Here is a 23,233-nt window from a genome sequence, read left to right as displayed (position 1 = left end):
AGCATTTATGTAAGTTTATTAATTAGCTATCATTTATCAATCATTATCATATTTTACTAAAAAAAGAACGGGGTGATTTTTCTGAATATTAAGAAAAACACTAAAAGAAGAAAGTTCCTTGCATGTTTATTAGTTAGTTTATGCACTATTAATTATTCATCTATTTCCTTCGCAGAAACACAAGCAAGCAATGTAACTGATGTAACCAAAAATGCTAGTGGCATTGATACTGGTATAGCAAATCTTAAATATAATAATCAAGAGGTTTTAGCCGTAAATGGTGATAAAGTAGAGAGTTTTGTTCCGAAAGAAAGTATCAATTCAAATGGTAAATTTGTAGTAGTGGAACGCGAGAAAAAATCACTTACAACGTCACCGGTCGATATTTCAATTATTGATTCTGTAGTGAATCGCACGTATCCAGGAGCTGTACAACTTGCAAATAAAGCTTTTGCAGACAATCAACCGAGTTTATTAGTGGCTAAGAGAAAGCCTTTGAATATTAGTATAGACTTACCTGGCATGAGAAAAGAAAATACAATCACTGTTCAAAATCCGACATATGGTAATGTAGCTGGAGCAGTAGACGATTTAGTATCTACTTGGAATGAAAAGTATTCTACAACACATACGTTACCTGCAAGAATGCAGTATACAGAATCTATGGTTTATAGTAAATCACAAATCGCAAGTGCTCTTAATGTTAACGCTAAATATCTTGATAACAGTCTAAACATTGATTTTAATGCGGTTGCAAATGGAGAGAAGAAAGTGATGGTAGCGGCATATAAGCAAATATTTTATACGGTAAGTGCTGAACTACCTAACAATCCATCCGATCTTTTTGATAATAGTGTTACTTTTGACGAGTTAACTCGTAAAGGTGTAAGTAATTCGGCTCCACCTGTTATGGTTTCAAATGTAGCTTATGGTAGAACCGTTTATGTAAAATTAGAAACAACATCTAAGAGTAAAGATGTACAAGCTGCTTTTAAAGCCTTACTTAAGAATAACAGCGTCGAAACGAGTGGACAGTATAAAGATATTTTTGAAGAAAGTACCTTTACTGCTGTAGTATTAGGCGGAGATGCGAAAGAGCATAACAAGGTTGTTACTAAAGATTTCAATGAAATCCGAAATATCATTAAAGATAATGCTGAATTAAGTCTTAAAAATCCAGCATATCCAATTTCATATACAAGCACTTTCTTAAAAGATAATGCAACTGCTGCTGTTCATAACAATACAGATTATATTGAGACGACAACTACAGAATATTCAAGTGCTAAAATGACACTTGATCATTACGGTGCTTACGTTGCTCAATTTGATGTATCTTGGGATGAATTCACATTTGATCAAAATGGGAAAGAAGTACTAACACATAAAACATGGGATGGTAGCGGAAAAGACAAAACGGCTCATTACTCTACAGTTATCCCTCTTCCACCAAATTCAAAAAATATAAAAATCGTAGCTAGAGAATGTACTGGTCTTGCATGGGAATGGTGGAGAACAATTATTAATGAACAAAATGTTCCATTAACAAATGAAATAAAAGTTTCAATTGGAGGAACAACATTATACCCAACAGCTAGTATTAGTCATTAGTTATAAAAAAAGCGCCCTATAAGTAGGGCGCTTTTTACTCTTTCCAAAATTGTTCTAATAGAATGACAAGCATGGTACCCACAAGTAAGCCATTACTTAAAACATATTGTAAGGAAGAAGGAACTCCGCTAAATGCACTTTCTGGAAGAAACAATATTCCCAAACTGATTAATAATGAAATTCCTAATATAGTTAATCGGCGTTGATTTAATTCTTCACGTAAAATGGATTGAAATGAAATGCCTATTACTTGGACAAATGTAGCTAAAAGTGCAGCATTAGCAATAGGTCCTGGTAGCAAGGATATAAAGTTTACAATTGAGGGAATAAAAGAAATTCCTGCTAATATAAGACTTGCTATAAGGAACGACTTCACTTTTCTTTGTCCTGTTAGTTGGATAAATCCTGCTGATGCAGGTAATGGTACAATTCCAATTGTAGAGAACAACGACGAGATAATATGTGATATACCTCCGACCCATACACCACGGTTCAGTGTTTGCTTTTCATTTTCTTTAGATAATGGAGCCACTTGTTTTACAGCCGAAATAGCAGCGATTGTATTTGCAACTAAAAGAAATGTAAATAAAGTTGCAGTTAGAGTCATTCCAATATCGAATCTAGGTGTGCCCCAAGCAAATATCTCTGGTAACTTAACTAGCGTTGTATGCGAAGGGATATGAGATGATTTTCCTAATACTGCATACAAAAGCCAACCACATGAAATTCCAAGTAACACAGCGTAACTTTTCATCCATCCTTTCCCTTTAATTGATAAGAAAGTAATAAGGGCAAAAACAAAGAGAGCAATAGTAGCTGTTGTATAGTCAGGATGGGTTGCAGATCCTTGTAATCCTATCATTCCTTTTAGTAACACACCACTAAGCTGAAGAGATAATATTAAAAGAAAGGTTCCTGTAACCAAGGGTGTAAATAAGCGTAAGATTCGATGAACAAGCCCTGTTATACCAAGAAAGAAGAGTAATATACCTGCAATAATTAATCCGCCTTCTAAAAGTTGCAATACGTCTTTTGCACTTTGTCCCTGATGCATAGCGACTTGTCCCAATATGACAAATATACTTACCCATGAACCGGCTGGCCCGTCCGCAATGGGGTAACGATGCCCAAACCACGCTTGTAGAAACGAACTTACTCCCACGACTAAAAAAGTTCGCTGCATTAATGTTGAGACATCCTCTATTGGTAAATGGAATATGCCACCAATAATGATAGGTAACGCAATTGCATTTGCTAATAGAAACACAAACCATTGTAGAATACTAAAACTCGTATCAAAGTGTTTTTTATTCATATTATTCTCCTTTGCCGAAAAAGAATCTCATAGTAAAAATCCATCCTTTCTACACAGTTAGATTAAAAAGGATGGATTTATTAAATCTATAAAATTATTTTAATTATATAGATAGATTTTTAATTAATTACCATGTACGGAATGGTAAGAATTTCCCATTAAGTGTAATCACGATACGAGGATCGCCACCTTTTGGATCTTCTTGTGTATCCACACCTAGGTTGAAGTTAATCGCACTCATTACACCTTCGCCCGCTTTTTCTAAGATTAACTCTCTAATAGTTGGTGCATATTGTAACATCATTTCATATAAACGATATGCAATCGGGTCCGTAGGAGGCATTTCCATTACTTGGCCGCGAAGTGGAACTACTGTCAATGCTTGAACTACTTCTTCATCTAATTTTAATAGTTTACCAATTTTTTCTGCTTCTGGACGTGTCATTGTAGCTTGTCCTAATAACGCTGTTACAACCCAAGTCTCAGAGTGTTCACTTACTTTTGCAATTTCTTCCCAAGTTAACCCTTTTTCAATTTTTGCCGCTAAAATTTTTTGCGTAGCTTCTTGTCTATTCATATCTAATACTTGTTTTTTCATATCTCATAACTTCCCTTCATATACGTGATAATTATTATTTTGTTTTACTATTTAACGCTTTATATCCATCAACCACTACATCTAATTTACCTGTGTGAGGGTCAATAACTAAACCATGTACAGGAACATCTTTTGGGATAAGTGGATGATTTCTTACTAAATCAACATTAGCTTGCGTTGAGTCGCAAACATCATCGAATCCGAATAACCATTTTTCAAGGTCAATACCAGCATATTCAATCGCTGATAAAATTTCTGATGAAGCTACTCCGCGATCTAATATTTTTTGAAGTGTTCCTTTTGGATTCGTTTGGCTCGCGCCACATCTATGGTGTCCAATAAGGAAGATTTCATCTGCATTTAAATCGTATACTGATGCTACAACACTTTGCATAACACTATCGAAAGCAGAAGCAATTTTACCACCTGCATTTCTGATAACCTTTGCATCACCATCGTGTATATCTAATGCTTTTGGAAGTAGCTCAATTAAACGAGCATCCATGCAAGAAACAACAACCATACGTTTTTTAGGCATTTTTGTCGCTTCACGAGGAGCGTATTCCTTATTTTCTACAAAATGTTCATTGAACGATAGAATTTCTTGTAATAACATATTTGTAACCTCCTTTAAATCTAGATGTATTTTTTTGTTGTGTCCTCTGTGTTATAAGTAAATATAGCTGATAAATAATGTGATGTAAGAGGATAAACTAAGTATAGTGAATTGTATCGATAAGCAGAATAAGTTGGCGAAACACTTTCGGGCTTTCTACTTTCACGGTGAAAGGATTGGTTTATATCATTGATCAAACAGATTTTGAGATACTGAAATTATTAGGAGAAAACTCAAGAATACAATGGAAAGAACTTGGCCAAAAAATACATATGACGGGGCAAGCTGTAGGAAATCGAATTCGAAGATTAGAGGATTTAGGGATTATTGAACAGTATACAATTGCAATAAACCGAATCAAATTAGGACAAGTAGTGACTGCATTTGTTACTTTGTTCGTAACAACAGCTAATCACCAAGAGTTTATGAATTTCTTTCAAGGAGAAGAAGGGATTTCTGAAGTACACCGTATAAGTGGTGAGGGGTGTTATTTATTAAAAACACATTTTGCTTCCAACGAAGACTTAGATAACTTTCTAGGACGACTATTAAAATACGGGAACTATCGTGTTAACTTATCAATAGGAAAGTTGAAATAAGGTTTCTTTTCTTTGGAGGAGATAGTAACGTTATTTGCTAAACTTTATTTGTATAGAGATAATGAAGTCGTTTAATGTTTCTCTTAAATAGTCAGAGCCTTACTACAATTTATGTGTAGTAAGGCTTTTTAAAGTTGTTATATTCAACAATTAAGCTGAAGTGTTGAGGGGGGATATGAGACGATTTCTTTCAAGAGAATCATAAATGATTTTGTCTTAAGGAAGATCTTGCAACTCAGTACAGGATCTTTAATTAAACGTTTTTAAAAGCTAAATTGTGGTTTCATATCCCCTTTATAAGGTTCATGTTCAACGAATATAGTTATATCCTTACCAGCTTGGTCTTTACCAGTTCTTTTATACGTAAATTTATTCTTATTTAGTTCAGTAAGTTCAAGAGCAGCACCATATTTATTATTTCCAATTGAAACATGGGCTCTTATTTTATTTTCATGTACAACATCGAAGTAGCCATAATCACCGCGGCTTTGACCTGTTTCGCTATTGAAGAACTCATATTTATTAGATTTGTCATCAAATTTTGCTAGACTTATAAAATTCGAATTAAATTGTGTTACATCGTTACCAGCTTCGTCTAATACCTTTGTTCCGTGCCAAAGGGTACCGCCTAAAATTTTATCTCCATCAACATTTTTAACAATATCTCCTGTAGTCGTGTTCAGCTGCTTGTCCGGATCAGTGAAAGAAAGTTCTTTTTCTTTATATGGAACATGTTCAACGAAAACTTCTACATCTTTACCGTTAGCGTCTTTCCCCATTCGTTTATAAGTAAATACATTTTTATTTAGTTTTGTCATGTCAACGACAGCTTGATACTTCATTGATTCTGAAATTAATATTCTCTTCTTCCCATCATTTGTGACAAAGAAAGTTCCTTTATCGCCACGACTTGCACCTGTTTTAGCATCAAAAAATTCATATCTGCCTGACTTCGCATCATATTTTGCAAGACCAATGAAGTTTGCATTCTCTTTTGTTAAGTCATTCTTATCTTTGTCATACACTCGTGTACCTTGCCAATTTGTCTTGCTAAGAATATTAGCCATTTTTTGCCCTTTAGTTAATTTATTTTCCTTTTTTGTTTCTTTAGCAACTTGTTCTTGTTTTTGTTTACTATGATTTTCTTCAGCTTTAGTACCAGCACACCCTGTTAATGCTAATGTGAATCCGAGCAGTACGGATGATAATGCTTTTGTTTTTTTGTTCATGTTTTATCGTCTCCTTATTTTAGTACGGTTTGCGATTATAGTAGCAGTGCGTCATATATGAACTTAGTTGCTACGTTTCTTATGTTAATACCCGACTATAAACTGCCTCTAAATAAAACATTAAAAAAAGATAAACTAATTCCTAAAAAATGTTCATATTTATAAAAAATCGCTAGCTTGTTGTAGTGCCTACGAGTAATCCAACAAATACATTGTAATGAAGAAGGAAAGTCGCTAACAATAATGTAATTCCTAATGGAGCCAATCGATTGTATTGCAAAATTTTCGAGCTAAACTGTAGGGGAAATGAAGATTTTATAGAATTCGTTTCGTATAGGAAGGGGATGTCCATGTTTGATTCAACAGATTTTAAGATTATACAATTACTACAAGAAAACGCTAGAATGAACTGGAAGGAAATTGGGGAGATAGTACATTTGACTGGTCAGGCTGTCGGGAAACGAATTCATAAATTAGAAGAGGCAGGTGTCATTCAAAAATATACGATAAATATCAACAGGGCTAAGCTAGAAGGATCTATTATGACCTTTGTTACACTATTTTTGCATGCACCGCACTATTATAATCAAATTCAAAAATTTTTTGAAAAAACGGACGTAATTACTGAAATGTATCGTATAAGCGGCGATGGGTGCTATGTCATGACTCTTCACACATCTTCGCATCAGCAATTAGAAGAGACTCTTGCAGATGTTTTACATTATGGTGATTATCGTATAAATACTGTCATTAAGACAATGGAAAAAAAGAAAGAATAAGATACTTATCCTTTCTTTTTTTTTGAACTGTAATTTTTTATTTGCTCTTGTTTATAAAACAGTTTGCTGACATGACTGTTGCATAAATATCACCAAACTCTAATGCACTCATGAACGATTGATGAGCGTGTACTGCGGGGATTAGATTTCCTTGAAATTCTAAATCTTTTGTTGTACAAGCATCTTCAATTACAATACATTGAAATCCGAAGTCACTGGCAGCGCGTACTGTTGCATCAATACATACATGAGTCATCATACCGCAAATGACTAGTTGATCTATTTTCTCTGTCTTTAATGTTTCTAATAAATTTGTTCTTAAAAAACTGTTAGGGTGATGTTTTTGAATGACTCTTTCGTTAGCAATTGGTTGTACATCATCATAAATTTGAACACCTATTGTATCGGGTAAGAAGAAAGTAGCCCCTTCATTGTTCGCAATATGTTGTACGTGAATAACTGTTTTATGTTTTTCGCGAAATACTTTCAAAACTTCTTTCGCTTTTTGTGCGGCTTTTTCAGGTTGATGTAATTCCATATTGCCACCTTCAAAGTAATCATTTTGTATGTCGACTAATAGTAACGCTTCGTTCATAGTTAATCCCCCCACATATATTTGTACAGTACGTTGTTTGTACTGTACCGTTATTATATAAAGTGTAGGTATGCGGAAGTAATAGCGTTATGAAACGATTTTAACGTATATAGTTTCATTGTGAAAAAGGTGAAAGTTGGTATAGGCACAAATGGATTTTGTGGAATTCACGGCAAAGTTATAGGTAGAGTGGCGTTGTAGGGTTAAAACCATAACTTTGCTGGAGGATCGGGTTATGGTTTTTTTATGAGGAAATGCGATTTTAAGTTTTTGCTGAAGATGTTTTTCTAGGATATGCTGTGAGTGATTGAAGTGAGGTAGTGTCGGATATTGTCGACCGATCGATATATTAGAAAAATCGTTGATATATTGTGAGTTATGATAGATATATTGGAAAAATCGTTGATATATTGCTAGTTGTGATAGATATATTGAAAAAATCGTTGATATATTTGTAAAGGGGTGTTTGAGGTGATTGTGAAAGAAAGAAAAATACCGATTTATATAAGACAGTTAGAAGCGCTTCTTAGAAGGTTACCTGTATATCATCCGAAACGAAATATAATTGGAGAAAACTTGGCAAAACACATGGCGGGGTATAAAGGGGAGCAAGCGATTGATTATCCACTTAGTTTTATTTCTGAGAAAGAGTACAGTGTTTTACATGATGTTCGCTTATCTAATCATGATCAATACTTTCAAATTGATACTATTATCATTTCCACAAAGTTTCTTCTGTTTCTTGAGATAAAAAATATAGCAGGTACATTAATATTTGATACAAAGTTTAATCAACTTATCCGAATAACAGAAGGAAATTCAGAGGGATTTCCAGACCCTGTTTTACAAATAAAAAGGCAGGAAATACAACTTAAAAAATGGTTAAGCTTACATGGATTTTCTTCTAGTCTTCCAATCGAGTCCCTCGTTGTTATTAGCTCGCCTCGTACCATTATAAAATCTTCAGATGACAATCTTCTTCATACAATTATTCATAGTGCAAATCTACCTCATAAAATAAAGTGGTTTGAAAGTAAATATAAGAAAAAAGTTATAGATAATGTAGATAGGCTCATTCATCAAATAATAGCGGAGCATTCTCCACTTCAACAAAATATACTTGAGCAATATAAAATAGAAAAAGAGGAGTTGCTAAATGGAGTACAATGTGAGAAATGCTTAGTTATTCCAATGGTTAAAGTTAAGAAGGGGTGGCGTTGTACAAGTTGTAAAGATTTTTCAAAAGTGGCACATGAGGGTGCTATACGAGATTATGCATTGCTCATTAGTACGACATGTACGAACGGTAATTTGAAAGAGTTTCTCCATGTTTCGTCAGGTATGGTTGTAAACAGAATTCTCCACACACTAAATCTGGCCTATACTGGCAACAACAAAGGACGAATATATGATTTAACTTCTTTCCAATCGTAATTTTGCTATAATAAATAAGTACTTATACGAAGGGGAGTTTAAAGATAAAATGAAGTCGTTTAATATCGATCATGTTATAGCTAGTATTTTGCAATGGATATTAAATATAGCTTTAATTATATTATCCATTGTGTTATCGATTTTCTTAGTGAATGAGACGATCACGTTTGTGCAGTATATTTTTTCGTCAAAAGAGTATACGTCTTATAAATTGGTTGAAAGTATCATCGTCTATTTCTTATACTTCGAGTTCATTGCATTAATTATTAAGTATTTTAAATCGAATTATCATTTCCCGTTACGTTATTTTATTTATATCGGAATTACGGCTTTAATTCGGTTGATTATTGTGTCTCATGAGGAACCGATGGAGACGTTATTATACGCAGGAGCAATTCTTGTTTTAGTTATTGCTTTATACATATCGAATATGAGAGATTTGAGAAAAGAGTAGTAGTGCAGACGTAAGTTTGCACTACTTTTTTATGTGGAATTTTCCACCCTATGATTTTGGGGCTGTAATCAAATGAACAGTGTCAGGACATTCTAATTTATAAGTTACTTTGTTGCCTTCAATATCTTTCTTTATCTTTTGACATGTAGTATTCGAATATTGTATCTCTTGGTTTTCATTATGTTTCTCATTTGTTTTTGTGTAGTCGACATCATAATAGACGGAGGTAGATTCCTTTTCTTTTTTTACAGTTAAATCAATAATAATAGGCTCGTTCTTGTTATTAAATTTAGTAATTCTAACTGAATCGTCTTTATTTGAATTATAGTTTTTTACGAAAGTATCTAATTTCTCTATGTTATAAACTTCATCGTTTTTCTCAATAATATCACCACGTTTTTTGGAAGCCTCAAAAGTATATGTCTCGTTTTTATCGTTTTTTTGCTCATTATTAGTACAACCAATAAGAGTAAATAAGGCTAATGAAATTACAGATAACGCATATTTTCTATAGTGTATTCTCATAGATTCAGCTCCTTTTCTTAATTTTTAACGATGATATATTTATAATTTTATTTTATCTTAATGAGCTTTTTGGAAAGCAAAAAGACTGTTCTTTTTTCGTTAAGTTACTGTAAATACCTACATTCTTTATTAATTAGTTATAAATTTCGGCATAATATTTTTACATTAGTTTTTACATCTTGACCTTCAAGTTGCTTGAAAGTTTACAATGAAATTAGGGCGTTTGAAATCGAAAAAAATTGAGAAATTAAGTGAAGAGGTTTCTTTTACTTGGAGGTTATAGGAATGAATCAGGAATTGAAGTTACGTCCATTAGAACGAGAAGATTTAAAGTTTGTACACGAACTGAATAATAATGCCCATATTATGTCGTATTGGTTTGAAGAGCCGTATGAGGCATTTGTGGAGCTGCAAGACTTATACGATAAACATATACATGATCAAAGCGAACGCCGATTTATCGTTGAGAAAGACAATGAGATGGTTGGATTAGTTGAGTTAGTAGAAATCGATTATATTCATCGTAGAACAGAATTCCAAATTATTATTGATCCAAATTATCAAGGATATGGTTATGCAGCAGAGGCGACGCGTTTAGCGATGGATTATGCTTTCGCTGTATTAAATATGCATAAGATATATTTAGTTGTGGATAAGGAAAATGAAAAAGCAGTACATGTTTATAAAAAAGTTGGATTTATGGTAGAAGGTGAGCTTATCGATGAGTTTTTCGTTGATGGTAACTATCATAATGCGATAAGAATGTGTATGTTTCAGAAGCAATATTTTGAAAGCAAGTAGTTGAAAGATTCGGAAGTAATGTTGACGCTTCGTAAAACTGTATGCTAAAATCCCTTTTAAGTATTAAGGAAGGTGCAGAACATGCTTTATATAAAATTTGTAAAACTCATTAGAAAACTTTGCTCCGCACAAATGTATACGGTGAAGCGTTGTACGGAGCTTAATCAAGGGGCATAAATCCCTATATTCATCGACTGAATAACTTTTCTAAAAAAGTATAGTTTATCTATGCTTATTTGGTTATGGTTTTTCAGTTGATGTATAAAATAGATTAAGGGGCCATAGACAATGCTTTGTCTATGGCCCTTTGTGTATATTATTCCGATGAGTATTTACTGTAAATTGGAGTAGTATAGGAAAAACCACGAAGCAGAGGGCTAGTGTCGAATGACGCTATCTCTCTGCTTTTTTTAATTTCAGGAAAAGAGGAATAAAAATGAGTTTACTTAAAGTTGAAAGTTTATCACATAGTTTTATTGATAAAGTATTATACGAAAATGCTTCTTTTGATTTGCATAAAGGCGAGCATATGGGAATTGTTGGACAGAATGGTGCAGGGAAAAGCACATTAATGAAAATATTGGTGGGGGAAATTATTTCTGATAAGGGGAGCATTAAGTGGCAACCTAATATTCAAATTGGACATCTTGATCAATATGCAGAAATTGATGGGAGCTATACTATTTCACAATATGCAAAGCGAGCCTTTTATGATTTGTTTGAAATGGAAAAGAGAATGAATAAGTTATATGAAGAAAGTGCGATGACTGGAGATGAGAATCAACTATTGAAAGCAGCTGAAATACAAGAACAGCTTGAGGCTCGTGATTTTTATTCAGTAGACAGCGTAATAAATAAGGTGGCAGCCGGTTTAGGTATTGATGCGATTGGGATGGATCGTGTTATTGGTGAATTAAGCGGAGGGCAGCGTGCAAAGGTAATTTTAGCAAAGCTTTTATTAGAAGAGCCTACTATTTTATTACTAGATGAACCGACGAATTTTCTCGATAAGGAGCATGTGGAGTGGCTTGCTAATTATTTAATGAATTTTGAAGGAGCGTTTATTGTCGTATCACATGATTTTGATTTTCTGGAAAAGGTAACTTCTTGCATATGTGATGTAGAGTTCGGAACGGTTAAGAAGTATTACGGAAAATACTCAGATTTTGTAAGACAAAAGGAGCATTTGCGAAAAGATTATATTCGCCAATATTATGCACAGCGAAAGAAAATTGAAAAAACGGAAGAGTATATTCGTAGAAATATTGCTGGGGTGAATTCAAAAATAGCGCAAGGTCGTAGAAAACAATTGGAGCGTATGGAAAGAATTGCGCCACCAAGTTTTACTCATAAACCGTCTATTCATTTTCAGGAACTTCCCATTTCAGTTCAGACAGTTCTTGAAGTAAATAATCTTGAAGTGGGTTACGATTTTGCTCTCTTACCAAAATTGAATTTTTCAGTGATGGGTGGGCAAAAACTTGTTATTACAGGGTTCAATGGAGTAGGGAAATCTACTTTATTAAAAACAGTCGTTGGAAATATTGCTAGCATTTCTGGAGAGTTTCACTTTTCAGAGCAAATAAACATTGGATATTATGAGCAAGATTTAAATTGGAGCAATGATTCTTTAACGCCGCTTCAAATTATTTCAGAACAGTTTCCTAAACTGAATATGAAGGAAATACGCCATCATTTAGCTGCGTGTGGTGTGAAGGATACGCACGTTTCGCAAGAAATTCGTACGTTAAGTGGTGGTGAACAATCGAAGGTGAAACTGTACGGATTATTACTATCACCTTGTAACTTCTTAATTTTAGATGAGCCGACAAATCATTTAGATGCAGAAGCGAAGGAAGCTTTGCAAAAGGCGCTAATTCAGTTTAAGGGCAGCATTATACTCGTATCTCACGAAGCAAGTTTTTATCTTGATTGGGCAGATAGCATCTTTGATATAGAGACAGGATTAGTTAAGGGGGTGTGAAACATATGAGTGAAAACAATTGGAAAACGAAAATTATATTATTTTTGACCGCTCAAACTATTTCGTTGTTCGGTTCCTCTCTCGTGCAATACGCGATTATATGGTATATCACCCTTACAACATCATCAGGAGTGATGTTGACTATTTCAACTGTTTGCGGTTTTCTACCACAAATTGCGATATCTTTGTTTGCAGGTGTTTGGGTTGATCGTTATGACCGTAAAAAGATGATTATGTTATCGGACGGGATTATAGCGATTGCGACGTTAGTTTTAGCAAGTTTATTTTTAACAGGATATAAAAGTATTTGGTTACTTTTTATTGTGTTACTCATTCGTTCAGCTGGAACAGGAGTACAAACGCCAGCTGTGAATGCATTAATTCCGCAAATCGTTCCGAAAGAGTATCTGATGAAAGTAAATGGAATAAATAGCAGTATTACATCTTTAATTATGTTTCTTTCTCCAGCAGCAAGTGCGGCGATTCTTTCTATTGCCAGCATTGAAATAACATTTTTTATTGATGTTATTACAGCCATGTTTGGAATTAGTATTATGTTTGTTATTCAGGTCGAAGGACATGTGAATGTAGAGAGTAAGCAAAAATCTAATCTACAAGGAATTAAAGAAGGGTTCTCTTATTTAAAAGAAAATGTATTTATTAAAAGGCTAATCCTTTTATTGATTATCTTCATGATTTTAATAAGTCCAGCTGCTTTTTTAACGCCTTTAATGGTAACTCGTTCTTTCGGGGCCGAAATGTGGAGACTTACTGCGAGTGAGATGACCTTTAGTGCGGGTGCGGCAGCTGGTGGCGTATTGATTGCGGCGTGGGGTGGTTTTCGTAATCGTATGCATACAACAGCGCTAGCTTGTGCATTATATGGACTGCTTATGATTGGACTCGGAATAGCACCGATATTTACTATGTATTTAGTATTTAATTTTTTAATTGGTATAACAATGCCGTGCTTCAATACACCAGTTACTGTGTTATTGCAGGAGAAAGTAGAACCATCGATGCACGGGCGGATGTTTAGCCTTGTACAAATTGCGAATTCATGCGCGCTTCCTTTAGGAATAATAATATTTGGTCCATTGTCGGATATGTTTAGTGTAGAGATTTTATTAATTTATGCTGGGATATTCGTGCTATTTTGCGCAATGTATGTTGTATTAAGCAAGAGGTTTGAAGTGTAAATATTTATGATTTAGAAGGTTTGCGAAGTGATTTAAGATGCTTCGTAAACCTTTTTGTTATTAGTTTAGCCAATAATTATTTATTGTTAAACGATAAATAATTATTGACTGTTAATGTTTTTTTAGATAATATGATGTTAACGATCTAAGGAGAATTACATGAGTAGAGGAGAATGTGAAATGAAAAATAAATACGTAGTAGCTATTTCTTTAATGATTTTAGCGATTATTTCTTTAACTATACATGCTTCAAACAGTAAAATAGGAGCGGATGGATTCCTTAAAGAACCTTTCTTTTTCCTAGTACCGATAAGTTATGTATTGTTCCTTAGTGGTATTGGTGTATTACTATTTGGATTTATTACTTCAAAGCTGAAAAAGGGCAATAGATAGGAGCTACCAATAGGGACAAAACACTCACTATGAAATAGAAACATACCATATGGAAGAAAAAGAATAAGTGAGATGAATCATGATGAATCATTATTTTTATAATGGTAGACAAGTAGGAGCAGCTATTACGCTGGCTGGGGCACAAGGGACAATTCATGCTGTGAATCAGGCTATTCAAATGCAACAACAAGCATATTTTGCACAAATGATGCAAAGTCAGTATATGCCGTATTCACAACTTCCGATGCAAATTGTACATTACGATGTACATCCAGCTGGTTTATTTTCCATTCCATATGGCGGGACATACTTCTTATGAAAGAAAGCGACTGGTTAGAGTCGCTTTTTTTATATTCCGCCTAGCTTCATTCCAAGGAAGGCAAAGGCGATACCAATTATGTAAGTAGCACTTAAATATAAAAGGAAGATGTACAGTTTTTTACGATTGAGAAGCTGAACAGATTCTAATTTAAGCGTAGAAAATGTAGTGAATGCGCCCATAAATCCAGTACCTAATAATAGTTGCCAGCCTGTAGTGACTCCGTTGCCAATTATATATCCAAGTAAAAATGCCCCTGTTATATTAATAAGGAATGTAGCAATTGGAAATTGTGTTTTATTTCTTTTCTTAAACCAATTGCTAATTGCAAATCGTGTAATCGCGCCGAAAAATCCACCTGTTGCCACTAATAAAGCTTCTATCATAAGTGATCACCTTCCGTAAGATGTTTCTTAATTAAGAAATCACCTAGTGTATAGCCAAGACCAGACATAATGAGACCACCAAGTATGCTGCATGATACATATAAGAAAGCCGTATCCCATTCAGAATGATTGATTAGTTGCACAGTTTCTACACTAAATGTTGAAAACGTCGTAAAGGAACCGATGAATCCAGTCCCAATGCCTGTGATAATTTCTAATGGTAAGATGTTTCGCCGAGCGATATAGGTAGTTAGCCACGCTAATAGGAAGCAGCCGAGTAAGTTGATGAGCAATGTAGCTAGCGGAAATGAATGATTCCATGAAGTATGAATAGTAAGACCTAAATAATAGCGAGAAAGGGCTCCTAATATACCGGCTATGCCAACGATAATATAAATCAATTTCTTCACCTCTTTAAATAGCTTGCTCAAAAAAATGACTCCTACCAGTAGTTATACTGGTAGGAGTCATTAGCTAAGCAGCAGTTATGGCGAACTCCATCGCCTCTGATTATTACATATAGTGTACTAAATATACCGTCTAATTTCTAGTGAGGAGGTGGGTGTAACTTTTCTTTTTTTGATGTCTGAAGGTTTTTTAGTAATTAAAATGAGATCGATTACTTATCAACTAAATATAGTGATATACAGTTTTAATTATGATAAAATGTTTCTTATGTGTGTCGTTTTATTTTATTTGACTGAAAATAAAGAAAAATAAATTCGCGTGAAAAGGAGTCATTTATTTGAAGAAATTTTTAAAAATCGTATTTATATGTGTTTTAGTATTAGCGGGCATTGTAGGAGGATTTCTAGCGTATATGACACTTACTAAAGAACAGCCTGCTGATGTTATAAGCTTGAAGGTGGAGAATAATAAGGAGCGCGTATTAGCGACTGGAAATGAATTTAAAGTTACAACATTTAATATTGGATATGCTGGGTTAGATAAGGATCAAGATTTCTTTATGGATGGTGGAAAGGGATCTGGTTCAAGTAGTAAAGAGCAAACGGAAATTAATTTAAAGAATATGCTTTCGTTTTTACAAAATGAGAATAGTGATTTTGCGCTATTACAAGAAGTTGATATAAAGTCACTTCGTTCATTTGATGTAAATGGACATGAATTTTTGAAAAAAGGATTACCTGATTATGTTTCGTCATTTGGCAAGAACTACGATACGAAATGGGTTCCAGTGCCAATAACAAATCCAATGGGATATGCGGAGGCTGGATTAAGTACGTTTTCTAAATACACTGTTCAAGAAGCGAAGAGGTTCCAGCTGCCTGGAATGGAGCCTTGGCCAAAGCGTTTGTTTGATTTAGATCGAGCAATTGTGGAATATAAAATTCCTGTTAATAATGGGAAACATGTTAGACTCGTAAATCTACATTTGTCTGCTTATGATGAAGGCGGGAAAATTAGAAAACAGCAAGTAGAGTATTTAAAAGAATATATGAACAAGCATTATGAAAATGGTGATTACGTAATAATGGGCGGAGATTGGAATCAATTAGTTTCGAACGCTCAATTAAGTGATCCGAAGTTTGTGAAAGAGCGTCCTGAGTGGTTAGTAGAGTTACCGAAGGATTTTACGGACGGTGGCTTTAAGTGGGCTGTAGATCCGTCTGTTATGACTGTGAGAGATGATGTAAAGAAATATGTAGAAGGTGAAAATTTCGTCACTATTATTGATGGCTTTATCGTTTCACCGAATGTAGAGATTGTAAATGTACAAGGGAAAGATTTAAAGTTTGAAAATAGCGATCATAACCCAGTGAGTGCGGTATTTAAACTGAAGTAATTGATATGTATAAGTAGAAGGTGGGGCTTCATATGGAGTGGTTAAAGAGGACTTGTTTTTCTAACCTTGAGAAAGAATCACAGAAAAATCATTTATTACTGTTTATAACGATTTGTAGTTTCTGCCTTGGGATAATCGCGATTGGGTATTATGGATATATTTTTACAGAGAGAGCAATAGCGTTTTGGATTTGTGGTATTTCTGTCGTTGCATTTGGAACGCTTTTTACTTTTATAAAAAGTATGGAATCAGCGTATAAATATATCATGACATTTATGTTGCTTACCATGTCTTACATCATGGTACAAGCTTTTAATGAAAGCCCGGCTGTATTTCAAATGGTTTATTTTACATTAGCTGTTTCACTTATTTACTTAAGTGAGCGCCTCATTTTAATTCTTGGCGGGGTAGCTGTTGTAATCACATTTATTCTTTGTAGCTATTGGCCGAAGCAATTTTTTGCTTATACAGCCTCGTCTGAAGCTGCTAATTTTGCAAGTTTGTTAGCGATTGTAACAATTGCTATGTGGGGCGTCACGAAAATCGGTTCTAATCTGCTCCTTCGTTTAAGTGATGAGAAGCAAGAAGTAATGAGAAAAGCTCAGGAGCTAGAAGAGACGCAAAGGCTTATTGAAGAAACAGTTGTGAAACTAGATAGTAATTTCAATCATTTAAGGCAAAATATGAACACGTCGATGGAATCGATGAGTGAAATTAATTTTGCCTTTGAAGAGGTAGCAGTTGGTACGCAATCACAATCAGAGATGATGTACCGTTCGGTAGAGGTATTGAATGATATGGAGGGAAATATTGAACAAATCATCTCTCAAGTAAGAACTGCATCGGCTCGTGTGGATGAAAGTTTAGACATTTCAAAAGGTAGTGTACATACTTTAAGAAATTTTGAAGCTAACATGAGAAGTTTAAATGATGTTGTTTCACAGTCTGGAATTATATTTAGAGATTTAATGATGCAATCGAAACAAATTAATGAAATTGTAGATGTAATAACGAATATTTCAAGTCAGACGAGTTTGCTAGCTTTAAATGCAAATATTGAAGCTGCGAGGGCAGGTGAGCATGGAAAAGGTTTTGCTATTGTAGCGAGTGAAGTGTTAAAGCTTGCTGAAGAATCAAATCATTCTGCGGGAAGAATTCAAGGGATTTTGAAGGAGTTTAGTAATCAAGCAAGTAAGGTAGAAGTGCAGGTAGAGAAGTCAGAAAGAGTACAAGAAGAGTGTAACGAAATGTTAGCAAGCGTTTTAACAAACGTAACTGATTTAGGGAAGTTTATTGATGCGATTAATAAAGTAATGCGAGAGGTTGTTATTCATCAAGAAAGTTTCCAAGTTAAAACGACGAATATTGTAAAGGATGTTACGCATGCTTCTAACGTAATTCAGCAAACTTCTACAGCTACAGAAGAAGTGCTAGCGAGTGTGGAAGAAGAAAAACATCGAAATGATATATCGGTGAAGACGTTACATACTGTTAGCGAGCAAGTGAAGTTACTAGAAGATATTCTAGAAAAGTAATATTTCTTGAAAAGGGCACACCATGTGTGCTCTTTTTTCATTTAAATGAATACTTGATAGTAATTTAATTGCTTTTCTGCGCGTTTTCTGCCAAGCTTAAGGAGATAAAGTGAGACTAATACCTACTGATTATTAGTTGAACCTCGCAAATAGCGGGATAAAATACTTCAAAGAAAGAATTATATAGGTGACGAATATGATTGAAGTTAAGACTTCTGAACTTAGTGATGGAGAATTTAATAGAGGTGTATTTGCAACTCGTGATATTAAAAAGGGTGAGTTGATTCACTCAGCACCAGTTATCTCTTATCCGAATGAACAGCATGAACACATTGAAAAAACGTTACTTGCTGACTACGCATTTGAGTATGGGGTAAATCATACGGCATTCCTGTTAGGATACGGCATGTTATTTAATCATGCATATAATCCGAATGCAACGTATGAAATTGTCTTCGAGAATCATACTTTTAACTTCTTCGCGTATAAGGATATAAAAGCGGGAGAAGAAATTTTAATCAATTATAATGGTGAAGTGGATGACGATGAGCTATTATGGTTTGATAAGGAAAAAGAAGAGAACGAAAAATAATTTAATGAGTATAGAAAGAGCACATTCTGTGGAATGTGCTCTTTTTTCATTGATGTAAATAAAGTAAAAAGTACAAAAAAATACCACTTTCTTTTTGTATGGTATAGTAAGATACTGAGGGATAGTGTTTTGAAAAAGTCACATATTTTACAAATTGTTGTCTTTCTGATGACATGTCAAGTTTAGTAGTCCATTTGGGTTGCTTTATTATGCAATATATATTTTAATATGAGTGGCACCTCTTATAAATTAAGAGGTTTATAGGTGTCTCGAATTGATTTTGGATACACTGTATCCACCACTTTAGGTTCTTTCATGTACGTGGGGATATTATGGGCCCGTATAACGGGATAAAATGAATATAGAAATAGAGGAATCGTAAAATGAATATGCAAGAGGTTTATAAATATTTAAGTACGGTATTGCCTGAAGGACATGTTAAACAAGATGAAATGTTAAAGAATCATACGCATATTAAAGTTGGCGGAAAAGCAGATGTTTTCGTTGCGCCTACAAATTATGATGAAATTCAAGAAGTTATCAAATATGCGAACGAATATAATATTCCAGTTACGTTTTTAGGAAATGGATCGAATGTCATTATTAAAGATGGTGGAATTCGCGGGATTACAGTAAGTTTAATTCATATTACAGGTGTTACTGTAACAGGAACGACGATTGTAGCACAGTGTGGCGCAGCAATTATTGATGTATCACGCATTGCATTAGATCATAATTTAACGGGTCTTGAGTTTGCTTGTGGTATTCCAGGTTCAGTTGGCGGAGCATTATATATGAATGCTGGTGCATACGGCGGTGAAATTTCGTTTGTATTAACAGAAGCTGTCGTAATGACAGGTGATGGAGAGCTACGTACTTTGACGAAAGAAGCATTTGAATTTGGATATCGTAAGAGTGTATTTGCGAACAACCATTACATTATTCTTGAAGCGAGATTTGAACTTGAAGAAGGTGTACGTGAAGAAATTAAAGCAAAAATGGATGATTTAACGTTTAAGCGTGAGTCAAAACAGCCTCTAGAATACCCTTCTTGTGGTAGCGTATTTAAGCGCCCACCAAATAACTTTGCTGGTAAGTTGATTCAAGACTCAGGACTACAAGGTAAGCGAATTGGTGGAGTAGAAGTTTCTTTAAAACATGCTGGATTTATGGTGAATGTTGATAACGGAACAGCACAAGATTACATCGATTTAATTCACTTCGTACAAAAGACAGTTGAAGAGAAATTTGGCGTGAAGTTAGAGCGAGAAGTAAGGATTATTGGAGAAGATAAGGAATAACGAAATACGTATGAAGATATGAATTATTTTAAAATAATATTTGGGTATTGTTGACAATTTGTTTTCAATTCAATATAATGGCTAATAATTTAACAAATAACATACGTTGAAAGAGCCCAGTAGCAGTTTGTCACTGTTAACGAGAGAGCTAGGGGTTGCTGGAACCTAGCACAAACAAACTTGCGAATTACACTCTGGAGTATCTTAGGTAATGCTAAGCGGACTAGCAATCGATATTATTGCTAAGAGTGGTATGAGTAGCTATGCTATTTATGCAAACTGGGTGGTAACACGGTGAATAATCGTCCCTATGTCTATCGTAGACATAGGGGCTTTTTTGTTTTTAAAAAATAAAGGGGATGACAAAAGATGAATATTATTGATGAATTAGAATGGCGCGGCGCCGTTAATCAGCAGACTGACGAAGAAGGCTTACGTAAGCTAGTAGAAGAGAAAAAGATTTCACTATACTGCGGAGTTGATCCAACTGGTGATAGTATGCATATCGGACATTTGATTCCGTTTATGATGATGAAGAGATTCCAATTAGCTGGCCATCATCCTGTTATTTTAATTGGCGGGGCAACAGGAACAATTGGTGATCCGAGTGGACGACAATCAGAGCGTCAACTTCAAACGTTAGAAGTGGTTCAGCATAATGTAGATGCGTTAACAGCACAAATGAAAAAGCTATTTGATTTTGGTGGAAATAGCGAAGTGAAGATGGTAAATAACTATGATTGGACACATGAAATAAATATTATTGAGTTTTTACGTGATTACGGGAAAAACTTTAGCATCAATAGCATGTTAGCGAAGGATATTGTAGCAAGCCGCTTAGATACAGGTATTTCTTTCACAGAATTCACATATCAAATTTTGCAAGCGATGGATTTTCACCATTTATACACGAAAGAGGATGTTCAACTTCAAATTGGTGGTAGTGACCAATGGGGAAATATTACGAGTGGTTTAGATTTAATTCGTAAGTTAGAAGGCCATGAGGCTAAAGTATTCGGATTAACGATTCCGTTATTATTAAAATCGGACGGTACGAAGTTTGGTAAATCAGCAGGTGGTGCAGTTTGGCTTGATCCTGAAAAAACGACACCGTTTGAATTTTACCAGTTCTGGGTAAATACAGATGACCGTGACGTAATTAAATACTTGAAATACTTTACGTTCTTAAAGAAAGAGCGTATTGATGAATTAGCAGCGAAGGTAGAAGTCGAGCCTCATAAACGTGAAGCGCAAAAAGTGCTAGCGGAAGAAATGACGAAATTCGTTCATGGAGAAGAGGCGTTATTACAAGCTGAGAAAATTACAGCAGCGTTATTTAGCGGAGATATTAAATCGTTAACAGCTGATGAAATTGAACAAGGTTTTAAAGAAATGCCAACATTCCATTCTTCAAAAGAGACAAAAAATATTGTAGAGTGGCTAGTTGATTTAGGAATTGAACCATCCAGACGACAAGCACGCGAGGACATTAATAATGGTGCGATTTCTATGAATGGTGAGAAAGTAACAGATGTGGGTACGGATGTTACTGTAGAAAATTCATTTGATGGAAGATTTATTATTATTCGTAAAGGGAAGAAGAACTACAGCCTTGTGAAATTAGGAGAATAGTTTGTGTGAAAGGGGTGGGAGTAGGAAGAATACTTCCACCCCTTTCATATACACAATTTAGACATAAAATAATCAGTAAATTTAGATAATTAAAAGGGTTATATTATTCTTCTGCCGAATATATAAGTTAGAGAAAATTACGGATAAAGTGAAACTTTAATCAGTGGGGGGGTTGTTCCTCCCCACTGATTATTAGTTGAACCAATCGGGCTTTTACGGGCAGTTAATCTTCCGACTTCATCCCTGCATTCACTGGATTTTAAGGTGGAGGTTTTACTGCCCGTTAATGCGGGATAAAAATAGCCCGAACCATGCAGGGCATGATTCGGGCTTATATTCAGCTTAGTAAGCTAAGCTGAATAGACCTTTAATATGTGATAAGTAACGAACGTTACTTGCTTCTTTCATTAATGATGCTGGTAAGCCTTTAAGTGGAGTATTGCTTGCTCCAATTGTAGCAACCGCATCTTTACGTCCTAGACTAGCAAGTGTTCCAGAGTTTACAGGTGCGAACTCTTCGAATGCTTTGCCTTCTAGTGCTGCGTATAAGTTGTATCCAATTAACTCACCCATTTGCCAAGCGATTTGTGCAGTTGGTGGGTATGGACGACCGTCTGGAGAGAAGACAACAGCGCTGTCTCCAGCAACGAATACGTCTTTGTGAGAAGTAGATTGTAGGTATGCATCAACTGTTGCACGACCACGGTTAACTTCAAGACCTGATTCACCGATTAATGGGTTACCTTGTACGCCACCTGTCCAAACGAATGTGTTAGCAACAAGTTTTTGACCGTCTTTTAAGTCGATCTCATTGCCAGCAACGTTTGTTACAGGAAGACCTGTTAAGAATGTAACACCGCGTGCTTCTAGGCTAGTAGTTGCACGTTCGATTAAGTGGTCTGGTAATACTGGAAGGATTTTTGGACCTGCTTCAACAAGAAGAAGTTTAACTTCTTTTGGATTTACGCCGTGGCTTTTTGCAAGTTTAGGCATAATGTCAGCAAGCTCACCAACTAGCTCAACGCCAGTTAATCCGCCACCACCGATTACGATTGTAGCATCAGCTTCGTTTTTCGTTTTCGCGTATTCACGAATACGGTCTTCAACGTGTTTGTAGATTTTGTTTGCATCAGCAGCAGATTTTAATACCATGCTGTTTTCTTCTAGTCCTGGAATACCGAAGTAAGCAGTTTTACTTCCTAAAGCAACTACAAGTGCATCGTAAGATAAAGTAGTGCCGCCAGCTAGTTTGATTTCTTTGCTATCAACAGAGAATGACTCAACTGTTGCGATTTTAAGATCGATATCTTTGCCTTTGAAAAGCTTTGTAAGTGGCATTGCAATTGCTTGCTCAGCAACGTTACCAGCTGCAAGGCGGTGTAGTTCAGTGATGATTTGGTGTGTTGGGTATTGGTTAATCACTGTAACTTGTGCTTCTGATTTGCTGTAATATTTACGTACGTTTAAAGCGGCAAGAAGACCGCCATAACCAGCGCCTAAGATGACAATTTGTTTTGACATAGTATGATATC

The 23,233-nt window shown here is 34.9% G+C and carries 24 protein-coding genes, 1 riboswitch and 1 other annotated feature; of the genes, 15 read left to right on the top strand and 9 right to left on the bottom strand.

Annotated elements, in window-relative coordinates; all coding sequences use genetic code 11:
* Positions 1–72: 72 nt before the first annotated feature.
* A complete protein-coding gene (gene alo, locus CN409_RS25555) occupies positions 73–1,611 on the top strand; it encodes an anthrolysin O/cereolysin O family cholesterol-dependent cytolysin Alo (RefSeq protein ID WP_086398395.1) in 1,539 nt (512 codons plus the stop codon).
* Positions 1,612–1,645: 34 nt separating this feature from the next.
* On the opposite strand, the gene CN409_RS25550 is transcribed toward alo, so the two are convergent.
* The 3 genes from CN409_RS25550 to CN409_RS25540 all read right to left on the bottom strand — a co-directional run bounded on the left by CN409_RS25550 (position 1,646) and on the right by CN409_RS25540 (position 4,140).
* The gene (locus CN409_RS25550) at positions 1,646–2,926 is read right to left on the bottom strand and encodes a purine/pyrimidine permease (protein ID WP_097981408.1); all 1,281 of its coding nucleotides are present in this window, start codon (positions 2,924–2,926) and stop codon (positions 1,646–1,648) included.
* 127 nt (positions 2,927–3,053) lie between these two features.
* Positions 3,054–3,503, bottom strand: a complete 450-nt coding sequence (cynS, locus tag CN409_RS25545; RefSeq protein ID WP_097981417.1) for a cyanase — start codon at positions 3,501–3,503, stop codon at positions 3,054–3,056.
* A gap of 55 nt (positions 3,504–3,558) precedes the next feature.
* On the bottom strand, positions 3,559–4,140 hold the full coding sequence (locus CN409_RS25540; RefSeq protein WP_000926482.1) for a beta-class carbonic anhydrase: 582 nt from the start codon (positions 4,138–4,140) through the stop codon (positions 3,559–3,561).
* A 167-nt stretch (positions 4,141–4,307) separates the two neighbouring features.
* Between CN409_RS25540 and CN409_RS25535 the strand changes: the two genes are divergently transcribed.
* On the top strand, positions 4,308–4,739 hold the full coding sequence (locus CN409_RS25535; RefSeq protein WP_002008929.1) for an Lrp/AsnC family transcriptional regulator: 432 nt from the start codon (positions 4,308–4,310) through the stop codon (positions 4,737–4,739).
* 263 nt (positions 4,740–5,002) lie between these two features.
* On the opposite strand, the gene CN409_RS25530 is transcribed toward CN409_RS25535, so the two are convergent.
* A complete protein-coding gene (locus CN409_RS25530; protein WP_042596471.1) occupies positions 5,003–5,968 on the bottom strand; it encodes a DUF4822 domain-containing protein in 966 nt (321 codons plus the stop codon).
* A 350-nt stretch (positions 5,969–6,318) separates the two neighbouring features.
* Here CN409_RS25530 and CN409_RS25525 point away from each other — a divergent pair, with 350 nt between their 5' ends.
* Positions 6,319–6,747 carry an Lrp/AsnC family transcriptional regulator gene (locus CN409_RS25525; protein WP_240518662.1) on the top strand — a complete coding sequence of 143 codons (429 nt, stop codon included), beginning with the start codon at positions 6,319–6,321 and terminating at the stop codon, positions 6,745–6,747.
* Positions 6,748–6,784: 37 nt separating this feature from the next.
* On the opposite strand, the gene CN409_RS25520 is transcribed toward CN409_RS25525, so the two are convergent.
* Positions 6,785–7,342, bottom strand: a complete 558-nt coding sequence (locus tag CN409_RS25520; protein ID WP_097981407.1) for a cysteine hydrolase family protein — start codon at positions 7,340–7,342, stop codon at positions 6,785–6,787.
* 477 nt (positions 7,343–7,819) lie between these two features.
* On the opposite strand from CN409_RS25520, the gene CN409_RS25515 reads away from it, so the two are divergent.
* Both CN409_RS25515 and psiE read left to right on the top strand, forming a co-directional pair.
* Entirely contained in the window at positions 7,820–8,776 is a 957-nt protein-coding gene (locus CN409_RS25515; protein ID WP_016078158.1) for a nuclease-related domain-containing protein, read from the top strand.
* A gap of 49 nt (positions 8,777–8,825) precedes the next feature.
* Positions 8,826–9,230, top strand: coding sequence for a phosphate-starvation-inducible protein PsiE (psiE, locus tag CN409_RS25510; RefSeq protein WP_000834707.1), 405 nt, complete (start codon positions 8,826–8,828; stop codon positions 9,228–9,230).
* A 48-nt stretch (positions 9,231–9,278) separates the two neighbouring features.
* On the opposite strand, the gene CN409_RS25505 is transcribed toward psiE, so the two are convergent.
* Positions 9,279–9,755 carry a DUF4362 domain-containing protein gene (locus CN409_RS25505; protein WP_074791029.1) on the bottom strand — a complete coding sequence of 159 codons (477 nt, stop codon included), beginning with the start codon at positions 9,753–9,755 and terminating at the stop codon, positions 9,279–9,281.
* 285 nt (positions 9,756–10,040) lie between these two features.
* Here CN409_RS25505 and speG point away from each other — a divergent pair, with 285 nt between their 5' ends.
* The 5 genes from speG (at position 10,041) to CN409_RS25480 (ending at position 14,451) form a co-directional block, all read left to right on the top strand.
* Positions 10,041–10,556 carry a spermidine N1-acetyltransferase gene (gene speG / locus CN409_RS25500; protein WP_061666149.1) on the top strand — a complete coding sequence of 172 codons (516 nt, stop codon included), beginning with the start codon at positions 10,041–10,043 and terminating at the stop codon, positions 10,554–10,556.
* 436 nt (positions 10,557–10,992) lie between these two features.
* Entirely contained in the window at positions 10,993–12,540 is a 1,548-nt protein-coding gene (locus CN409_RS25495) for an ABC-F family ATP-binding cassette domain-containing protein (protein ID WP_097981405.1), read from the top strand.
* 5 nt (positions 12,541–12,545) lie between these two features.
* Positions 12,546–13,739 (top strand): MFS transporter, encoded by a 1,194-nt coding sequence (locus tag CN409_RS25490; protein WP_141527741.1) that lies wholly within the window; start codon positions 12,546–12,548, stop codon positions 13,737–13,739.
* A gap of 159 nt (positions 13,740–13,898) precedes the next feature.
* Positions 13,899–14,132 (top strand): DUF3955 domain-containing protein, encoded by a 234-nt coding sequence (locus CN409_RS25485; RefSeq protein ID WP_097981402.1) that lies wholly within the window; start codon positions 13,899–13,901, stop codon positions 14,130–14,132.
* Positions 14,133–14,211: 79 nt separating this feature from the next.
* Entirely contained in the window at positions 14,212–14,451 is a 240-nt protein-coding gene (locus CN409_RS25480) for a DUF3947 family protein (protein WP_000980956.1), read from the top strand.
* Between the two features lie 29 nt (positions 14,452–14,480).
* Here the strand turns inward: CN409_RS25480 and crcB (CN409_RS25475) are convergent, their stop codons facing one another.
* On the bottom strand, positions 14,481–14,837 hold the full coding sequence (gene crcB, locus CN409_RS25475) for a fluoride efflux transporter CrcB (RefSeq protein WP_000568584.1): 357 nt from the start codon (positions 14,835–14,837) through the stop codon (positions 14,481–14,483).
* Entirely contained in the window at positions 14,834–15,238 is a 405-nt protein-coding gene (crcB, locus tag CN409_RS25470) for a fluoride efflux transporter CrcB (protein WP_000639338.1), read from the bottom strand. Before crcB (CN409_RS25470) ends, crcB (CN409_RS25475) begins: the two co-directional genes overlap by 4 nt.
* A gap of 53 nt (positions 15,239–15,291) precedes the next feature.
* A riboswitch (Fluoride riboswitch) is annotated at positions 15,292–15,351 on the bottom strand.
* 231 nt (positions 15,352–15,582) lie between these two features.
* Here crcB (CN409_RS25470) and CN409_RS25465 point away from each other — a divergent pair.
* The 5 genes from CN409_RS25465 to tyrS all read left to right on the top strand — a co-directional run bounded on the left by CN409_RS25465 (position 15,583) and on the right by tyrS (position 21,701).
* Entirely contained in the window at positions 15,583–16,641 is a 1,059-nt protein-coding gene (locus CN409_RS25465) for an endonuclease/exonuclease/phosphatase family protein (RefSeq protein WP_000714043.1), read from the top strand.
* Between the two features lie 32 nt (positions 16,642–16,673).
* A complete protein-coding gene (locus tag CN409_RS25460; protein ID WP_000455073.1) occupies positions 16,674–18,176 on the top strand; it encodes a DUF4077 domain-containing protein in 1,503 nt (500 codons plus the stop codon).
* 196 nt (positions 18,177–18,372) lie between these two features.
* The gene (locus CN409_RS25455) at positions 18,373–18,768 is read left to right on the top strand and encodes an SET domain-containing protein (protein WP_000573651.1); all 396 of its coding nucleotides are present in this window, start codon (positions 18,373–18,375) and stop codon (positions 18,766–18,768) included.
* Between the two features lie 383 nt (positions 18,769–19,151).
* On the top strand, positions 19,152–20,069 hold the full coding sequence (murB, locus tag CN409_RS25450) for a UDP-N-acetylmuramate dehydrogenase (RefSeq protein WP_001057103.1): 918 nt from the start codon (positions 19,152–19,154) through the stop codon (positions 20,067–20,069).
* 97 nt (positions 20,070–20,166) lie between these two features.
* Positions 20,167–20,382: a binding site (T-box leader), on the top strand.
* 56 nt (positions 20,383–20,438) lie between these two features.
* Positions 20,439–21,701, top strand: coding sequence for a tyrosine--tRNA ligase (tyrS, locus tag CN409_RS25445; protein WP_001021089.1), 1,263 nt, complete (start codon positions 20,439–20,441; stop codon positions 21,699–21,701).
* A 342-nt stretch (positions 21,702–22,043) separates the two neighbouring features.
* On the opposite strand, the gene CN409_RS25435 is transcribed toward tyrS, so the two are convergent.
* Entirely contained in the window at positions 22,044–23,222 is a 1,179-nt protein-coding gene (locus CN409_RS25435; protein ID WP_000043197.1) for an NAD(P)/FAD-dependent oxidoreductase, read from the bottom strand.
* Positions 23,223–23,233: the final 11 nt, after the last annotated feature.

Source organism: Bacillus sp. AFS012607, from assembly GCF_002558005.1.
Lineage (GTDB): Bacteria > Bacillota > Bacilli > Bacillales > Bacillaceae_G > Bacillus_A > Bacillus_A thuringiensis_S.
Note: the sequence above shows the minus strand (reverse complement) of the source record. Positions and strands in the feature narration are given on the sequence as shown.

Coding starts and splice junctions, on each gene's coding strand:
- CN409_RS25520 (WP_097981407.1), bottom strand. CDS start 7,342: ATGAACGAAGCGTTACTATTAGTCGACATACAAAATGATTACTTTGAA.
- CN409_RS25490 (WP_141527741.1), top strand. CDS start 12,546: ATGAGTGAAAACAATTGGAAAACGAAAATTATATTATTTTTGACCGCT.
- CN409_RS25485 (WP_097981402.1), top strand. CDS start 13,899: ATGAGTAGAGGAGAATGTGAAATGAAAAATAAATACGTAGTAGCTATT.
- CN409_RS25455 (WP_000573651.1), top strand. CDS start 18,373: ATGATTGAAGTTAAGACTTCTGAACTTAGTGATGGAGAATTTAATAGA.
- CN409_RS25435 (WP_000043197.1), bottom strand. CDS start 23,222: ATGTCAAAACAAATTGTCATCTTAGGCGCTGGTTATGGCGGTCTTCTT.
- CN409_RS25525 (WP_240518662.1), top strand. CDS start 6,319: ATGTTTGATTCAACAGATTTTAAGATTATACAATTACTACAAGAAAAC.
- cynS (WP_097981417.1), bottom strand. CDS start 3,503: ATGAATAGACAAGAAGCTACGCAAAAAATTTTAGCGGCAAAAATTGAA.
- CN409_RS25480 (WP_000980956.1), top strand. CDS start 14,212: ATGATGAATCATTATTTTTATAATGGTAGACAAGTAGGAGCAGCTATT.
- CN409_RS25540 (WP_000926482.1), bottom strand. CDS start 4,140: ATGTTATTACAAGAAATTCTATCGTTCAATGAACATTTTGTAGAAAAT.
- CN409_RS25550 (WP_097981408.1), bottom strand. CDS start 2,926: ATGAATAAAAAACACTTTGATACGAGTTTTAGTATTCTACAATGGTTT.
- CN409_RS25505 (WP_074791029.1), bottom strand. CDS start 9,755: ATGAGAATACACTATAGAAAATATGCGTTATCTGTAATTTCATTAGCC.
- murB (WP_001057103.1), top strand. CDS start 19,152: ATGAATATGCAAGAGGTTTATAAATATTTAAGTACGGTATTGCCTGAA.
- CN409_RS25495 (WP_097981405.1), top strand. CDS start 10,993: ATGAGTTTACTTAAAGTTGAAAGTTTATCACATAGTTTTATTGATAAA.
- CN409_RS25460 (WP_000455073.1), top strand. CDS start 16,674: ATGGAGTGGTTAAAGAGGACTTGTTTTTCTAACCTTGAGAAAGAATCA.
- crcB (WP_000568584.1), bottom strand. CDS start 14,837: ATGATAGAAGCTTTATTAGTGGCAACAGGTGGATTTTTCGGCGCGATT.
- psiE (WP_000834707.1), top strand. CDS start 8,826: ATGAAGTCGTTTAATATCGATCATGTTATAGCTAGTATTTTGCAATGG.
- speG (WP_061666149.1), top strand. CDS start 10,041: ATGAATCAGGAATTGAAGTTACGTCCATTAGAACGAGAAGATTTAAAG.
- CN409_RS25530 (WP_042596471.1), bottom strand. CDS start 5,968: ATGAACAAAAAAACAAAAGCATTATCATCCGTACTGCTCGGATTCACA.
- tyrS (WP_001021089.1), top strand. CDS start 20,439: ATGAATATTATTGATGAATTAGAATGGCGCGGCGCCGTTAATCAGCAG.